Source organism: Mammaliicoccus fleurettii, assembly GCF_003970575.1.
Taxonomy (GTDB): Bacteria; Bacillota; Bacilli; order Staphylococcales; family Staphylococcaceae; genus Mammaliicoccus; species Mammaliicoccus fleurettii.
The window spans coordinates 22,306-29,099 of record NZ_RXWZ01000060.1; the positions used below are offsets into that span (position 1 = coordinate 22,306).

The following is a 6,794-nucleotide window of genomic DNA, read 5'->3' on the forward strand; positions in this document are numbered from 1 at the left end:
TTTATTTTCTCCTAATCTCTAATCCTTTTATCATTTCTTCTTGAACTTCTTCAATTTCACGTTCATAGTGCGACATTATAAATGATCTTGCTTCTTCACCTTGAATTTGTCCAATTGCCCAAAATGCTGTACCTCTTATCATTGGTCTAGGATCTGTTAATGCAACATCTTTCAAATCAGGTATTGCACTTTCTTCATTAAAATGTGCAAGTGCAACAATTGCATTTCTTTGAATCGGTTTCTTTCCACGCCATGCACCAGCTAAATGTCCATAAGTATTCTTAAATTCTTTGTTAGACATTTTTAATAATGGAACTAATCTAGGCTTCAAGACTTCAGGTTCTAAGACGATATCATCTTGTTCTGTGTTAATCCCTCTATTTCTTGGACATACTTGCTGACATGTATCACAACCATATAGTCTATTACCAATTTTATAACGATATTCATCTTTTAAATATCCTTTAGTTTGCGTTAAAAAGCTGATACATTTTTGACTATTTAATTGTCCATCACCCACTAATGCTCCAGTAGGACATCGATCTACACATATATTACAATCACCACAACTATCGATAACCGGGTCGTCAGGTTTAAATGGGATACTCACTAATATCTCACCTAAATAGCTCCATGTCCCTAAATCTTCATTTATAATAAAGCCATTTTTACCTGCAAATCCTAAGCCAGCTCTTTCAGCAACAGCTCGATCAGATAGAACACCTGTATCAACCATCGATTTCACTTCTACATCTGGTACTTTCTCTTGTAGGAATAAACTGAGTTTATCTAGTCGATTTCTCATAATCGTATGATAATCTTGACCCCAAGAAGCTCGTGCAAATAAACCTCGTCTGTCACCTCTTACACTTTTAGGTGCATCTTTTAATTTATTAGGATAACCTACTGCAATAGCAATTATTGATCTTGCAGATGGTAAAGTGAGTTTTGGAACTGTTCTTAATTCAATATCACTTTCTTCAAAACCAGACGCATAGCCCTTTGAGTGATAATCTTCTAATTTCTGTTTTAATTCATCAAAGGGATCTGCCGTTGTAAATCCAATGCTATCAATTCCAATAGAATGCGCGTAATCTATTACTTCTTGTTTCAATAAATCTAAATTCAAATTGATTCACCTCACTATCAAACATGCTTATATATTTTAACATATTTATATGAAAGTTTTAGATTTTAAAGTTATTTAAAACAAATTAAATCTTGAATATAAACAAAAAAGCTGCCAACAAAGATAGTGAATTTGTTGGCAGACTAATCATGTTGAATTGTTATATCTTTAAGAAGTAATCGTAGTACCTATTTCATTTGATATCGAACTCTTTAATAAAGCATGTTCTGATGATCCAGAAATAATTTTTACGCTTTTACAACCATCTTTTATAGCTGAAATTGCACCAGTAACTTTAGGTATCATTCCACCATATATTTCAGTCGTTTCAATATAATTATTAATATCTTTAATACTTAAGTTAGCTTGAACTTCATCTTTAATGAGTACACCTGGAATATCACTTATTAGAAATAAATCACCTTCCATTTCACTTGCAATTTTATAAGCTAAACTATCAGCATTAATATTGTATCGTTGTCCACTGATACTATCTATACCTATAGGAGCTACAACTGGGATACTATTTGAACAAATAAGTTCAAGAGCAGCTTTGTTAACTGAAGAACATTCTGCAACAAAACCGTATTTAGGATGAAGTGGTTCTATATCAAATAAATTCATATCTATTCCATTAACACCTATTGCTAATGGTTCATATTGATTGATTTGAAATACTACTTGAGGATTCACTTCACCTATCAATGTACTAGAAGTTTGTAGCAACACTTCCTCATCAGTTACACGTAATCCATCTACAAATTTACTTTCAACTCCTATTTTACTAAGTTGCTTATTTATAAATGGACCTCCACCATGCACGATTATGGGTACATAATTTTGCTTTTTTAAAGTGAGAATATCTTCAATTATTGATTTGTTAAGATTATTTAATATACTTCCGCCTATTTTAATTACTGCATACTTCACTTAAATACCTCCAATTAGGTTCTATATAATGCATTAATTTTCACGTAATCATAAGATAAATCGCACCCAAATGCTGTAGATGTAAAGGATGAATCACCAATCTTAGCATTGATTTCAATAGTATCCTGCTCCATTTTAGCTTTTAAATCTAACTCATCAAATGAAACATTCATTCCTTTGCTAACCAATAAATGATCACAGAGCCATACGTCTATATCAGTTGGATTTATCGTAATATCAGCATATCCAATTGCTGAAATGATTCTGCCAAAGTTTGGATCTGCTCCATGAATAGCCGTCTTGACTAGACTAGAACCGACGATTGTTTTAGCAATAATATTGTTTTGTTCTTTTGTTTCGGCACCAGTAACTTTAACTTTTATTAATTTCGTTGCACCTTCACCATCCCTAGCAATACTTTGTGCTAAATATCGACTTACATGTTGCACTGCTTTAGCAAATTTATTCCATTCAGGATGTTGCTTACATAATGGTTGGTTATTACTTTCACCATTTGCTAAAAGAATAACCATATCGTTAGTACTTGTATCTCCATCAACAGTAATCATATTAAAAGTTTCATCAACAGATTCTTTCAATAAACTATTTAAATCTTCAACTTCTACGTTTGCGTCTGTAGTCATAAATCCTAACATAGTAGCCATATTCGGATGTATCATACCTGATCCTTTACAAGTTCCACCAATTGTTATCACTTCATTATCAATAGTCACTTGTACAGCTATGTGCTTTGTTTCTTTATCTGTTGTTAAAATAGATTCATTAAAATTTTCAGAATTAAAATCATTTTGTATATCTATATTATTAACGCCATACTTTATTTTTTGCATTGGTAAAAATTCGCCTATTAAACCTGTTGAAGCAACTGCAATTTCATGTTCTGGTATTTGTAATTTTGATGCAGCCCATTTTTGAGTTTGTTTCGCATCTTCAACACCTCGTTTACCTGTACAAGCATTTGCTATTGCAGAATTAATGATTACTGCAGAAAGTTTATTATTAACACTTATACTCTCCTCTGTAACTTGTAATGGTGCAGCTTTGAAAGCATTTTGTGTATATACTGCTGCACAATTAGCTGGAACTGATGAAAATAGCCAACCAAAATCTTTCTTTTCTCTACGAAGGCCCACGTGTGTTCCACCTGCTACAAAGCCCTTAGGTGTCGCAACGTCACCTTCTTCTATAATTGTCAATTCAGAGTCAATTAATTGTTCAGTTTCTTCTAACATCAAATCCCTCCATTTCTAAGGATATACTGGTAATAAATTCAAACCTTCATCTTCATTAAATCCATATAAAATATTCATGTTTTGAATTGCTTGACCAGTTGCACCTTTTACTAAATTATCTATTACAGTTACAATTACAGCTTTATTTCGTTCTTCGTCAACGTAAATACCTATATCGCAAAAATTACTACCTAATACTTCCTTAGTTTTTGGAAATTCACCTATTTTCCTAATACGGACAAATGGTTTATTTTGATAGGTTTTTATATACATTTTATGTAATGCTTCTTCTGATATTTGTTCATTTAAATCAACATAAATTGTAGCCAGTATGCCTCTTGTCATAGGAACAAGATGTGGTGTAAACATTACTTTAATATCAGATCCTGATAATTTTGATAAATATTGCTCAATTTCTGGCGTGTGTTTATGTGTTCCTAATTTGTAAGCAGAGAAATTCTCATTCGCTTCTCCATAATGAACATTCTGACTTAAACTTCTACCTGCACCAGAAATACCTGTTTTAGCATCTATAATTATTGATTCCTTATTAATTAAATTGTTTTTTAATAGTGGATGTAGAGAAAGTAAAGTCGCTGTTGGAAAACATCCTGGATTAGCAATAATTTTAGTTGAATCATTGTTTATATCGGACCACTCAGCTAAGCTATAATTAGCTTTATCAAGTATGCTTTGTTCAGCTGGTTTTTCACCATAATATTTTTCATATAATGCTGGATCTTTTAGTCTAAAATCTCCTGATAAATCAATAACTTTTATTCCTCGTTCAATTAATTTAGGAATAAAATGTTTACTCACATTTGATGGCGTAGCAAAAAATATTAAATCGCAATCTACTTTATCAACATCTAAACTTGAAAATGGTACATTAATATTGTCTTGCAAATGTGGAAATGTTTCTTTAATGTCTTCCCCAGACTTAGAATGTGAAAATACATATTTAATATTCACTTCTTTATGTTGTTTGAGTAATCTAATTAGTTCAATTGCACCATATCCACTTCCGCCGACTATACCTATTTCTAACACGAAAACACCTCTTTTATTTTTTAGTATTACAATACTTTAGATAAAAATTGTTTCGTTCTACTATTTTGCGGATTATCAAAAATTTGTTCAGGTGTACCTTCTTCTTGTACAATTCCTTCATCCATAAAAATGACATGATCACTTACATTTTTAGCAAAGCCCATTTCATGTGTTACAACGACCATTGTCATGCCTTCTTTAGCTAAATCTTTCATAACACTTAACACTTCCCCAACTACTTCGGGATCAAGTGCTGAAGTTGGTTCGTCGAATAAAATAACTTCTGGATTCATAGCTAATGCCCTCGCAATAGCGACACGCTGCTTTTGTCCTCCAGAAAGTTTTGAAGGATAAACATCCGATTTATCTTCTAATCCAACTTTTTCAAGCAACTGATGAGCTTGTTTTTCTAATTCAGATTTATTTCCTTTTTTTAAAGTCAAAGGCGTTAAAGTAACATTATCTATAACTTTTTTGTGAGGGAACAAATTAAAGCTTTGGAACACCATTCCCATTTTTTGTCTTAATTGATCCAGCTTTGCTCCCTTAGTATTCGTTAGATCATTGTTTTCAAAAATAATTTGACCTGAAGTAGGATCTTCTAATAAGTTTAAACATCTTAATAGCGTACTTTTACCACTACCTGATGGACCTATTATGGCAACTACTTCTCCTTTTTCAATATTTAAATTAATACCTTTTAATACTTCATTTTTACCAAATGTTTTGTGTAAATCATTAACTTTAATCACTGACACTGAACCTCCTTTCAGCAATATACATCACTCTAGATAACGTAAACGTTAAAATGAAGTACAATACTGCTGCTACTAACAATGGTGTGAATGGATCAAACGACGCACCTTGCACAACTTGTGCATTAAACATTAATTCACTAACACCTATTACTGATACAATAGATGATTCTTTAATTACAGTTACGAACTCATTACCTAAAGCTGGTAGTATATTTTTAATGGCTTGAGGCATAATAACTTTTTTCATAGCTTGTGATTTATTTAAACCTAATGATCTTGCGGCTTCCATTTGACCATTATCAACTGCATTAATCCCTGCTCTAATAATTTCTGCTATGTAAGCACTACAGTTAATAATAAGCGCGATAATACCACAAATAAGTGCAGATAAATCTAAACCAAGTACTGCTGTTGTACCAAAATACACTAAAAATACTTGAACTAATAAAGGCGTTCCTCTTATAAATTCTATATAAACTGATGCAATAGATTTTAAGATTTTACTGTTGCTTAATTTCATCAATGCAAAGAAAACACCAATAAGTGCACCAGCTACAACTCCTAAGAATGATAATAGAATTGTATATCCAACACCATGTAAGAAATAAGATCCATATTTGCTAAAAAATGATCCATCATCAAACATTGCTTCTGTGGCTTTATCTTGATAATCTTTTATCAAATTATTATCTCGAACTTCTTTAACACTTTTATTGACTCTCTCCATTAATTGAGGAGAATCTTTAGGTAAAGCGATGGCAGTTGTTTTATCTGCATCAGAAAAATCAACATCTGAATAAGTTAAATTTGGATTTTTCTCTAAATATGCATCTGCTACAGGACCTTCAATAATCATTCCATCTACTTTTCCTGAATTAAGTGACATAATAACTTCAGGTACCCTTGCAAGTGAGCTCACTTGAGAGTCTGGCATTTCAGTTTTTGCTAATTCTTCTTGAGTTGTTTGCTTTTGTACTCCAATCATTTTTCCTTTGAAATCTTCAATTGTTTTTAATTTATCTTTATCTTTCTTTTGAACAATTAGTCTTTGCTTAACTTCCATATAGTGATTTGAAAAATCAACTTCTTTTTTTCTTTCAGGAGTCGGTGCCATACCTGAAATAATCATATCTATTTTCCCAGTTTTTAAAGCACCTAATAAACTATCAAATTGCATATTCACTATTTTAAGCTTTATACCATTGTCTTTCGCAATTTTTTTAGCTAGCTCAATATCTATACCTGCATACTCACGCTTTCCATCTTTGGTATGTTCAAATTCATATGGTGCATAATCTGCTGATAAACCTACTCTTAGCTCGCCACGTTCTTTAGCTTTTTCCCACTGGTCAGTTTCTTGGGCGTGTGACTGTTTGGGGACTAAATATGGAATAGTAAGTAGTAAACAAACTGTTATAAGTACTACTTTCACAAATAAATTTCTTTTCAAAGTTGTAACCTCCTGAATTAATAATATTCATTATTATACGCATTTATGTAATTTTATGCAATGCTTTTTATAAAAGTTTTTGAATGGTTATTCATTTAGTCGTTACTAAATATAATCTCATTTTAAAATCAAATTTTTGTAATCACTGTTATAACACTATTAAAAATAACTAGCACTGATTTAATGCACTTATAAATGTGATATCAATATGCAAATTTATGAAT

General features: G+C 31.5%; 6 protein-coding genes. All 6 read right to left on the bottom strand.

Features of this window, described 5'->3' with window-relative positions; all coding sequences use genetic code 11:
- Position 1: 1 nt before the first annotated feature.
- The gene (gene queG / locus CD129_RS05240) at positions 2-1,129 is read right to left on the bottom strand and encodes a tRNA epoxyqueuosine(34) reductase QueG (RefSeq protein ID WP_115337287.1); all 1,128 of its coding nucleotides are present in this window, start codon (positions 1,127-1,129) and stop codon (positions 2-4) included.
- Between the two features lie 168 nt (positions 1,130-1,297).
- Entirely contained in the window at positions 1,298-2,059 is a 762-nt protein-coding gene (gene argB / locus CD129_RS05245; RefSeq protein ID WP_078357638.1) for an acetylglutamate kinase, read from the bottom strand.
- Positions 2,060-2,073: 14 nt separating this feature from the next.
- On the bottom strand, positions 2,074-3,312 hold the full coding sequence (gene argJ / locus CD129_RS05250) for a bifunctional glutamate N-acetyltransferase/amino-acid acetyltransferase ArgJ (protein WP_078357639.1): 1,239 nt from the start codon (positions 3,310-3,312) through the stop codon (positions 2,074-2,076).
- A 15-nt stretch (positions 3,313-3,327) separates the two neighbouring features.
- Complete coding sequence (gene argC / locus CD129_RS05255; RefSeq protein WP_115337286.1) at positions 3,328-4,362, bottom strand: N-acetyl-gamma-glutamyl-phosphate reductase; 1,035 nt, start codon at positions 4,360-4,362, stop codon at positions 3,328-3,330.
- A 26-nt stretch (positions 4,363-4,388) separates the two neighbouring features.
- Entirely contained in the window at positions 4,389-5,114 is a 726-nt protein-coding gene (locus tag CD129_RS05260) for an amino acid ABC transporter ATP-binding protein (RefSeq protein WP_078357641.1), read from the bottom strand.
- Positions 5,107-6,570 carry an ABC transporter substrate-binding protein/permease gene (locus tag CD129_RS05265; RefSeq protein WP_115337285.1) on the bottom strand — a complete coding sequence of 488 codons (1,464 nt, stop codon included), beginning with the start codon at positions 6,568-6,570 and terminating at the stop codon, positions 5,107-5,109. The genes CD129_RS05260 and CD129_RS05265 overlap by 8 nt, the downstream gene beginning before the upstream one ends.
- Positions 6,571-6,794: the final 224 nt, after the last annotated feature.

Excerpts from the sequence above, each read along its gene's own strand:
- argJ (WP_078357639.1), bottom strand. The coding sequence starts at position 3,312 with ATGTTAGAAGAAACTGAACAATTAATTGACTCTGAATTGACAATTATA.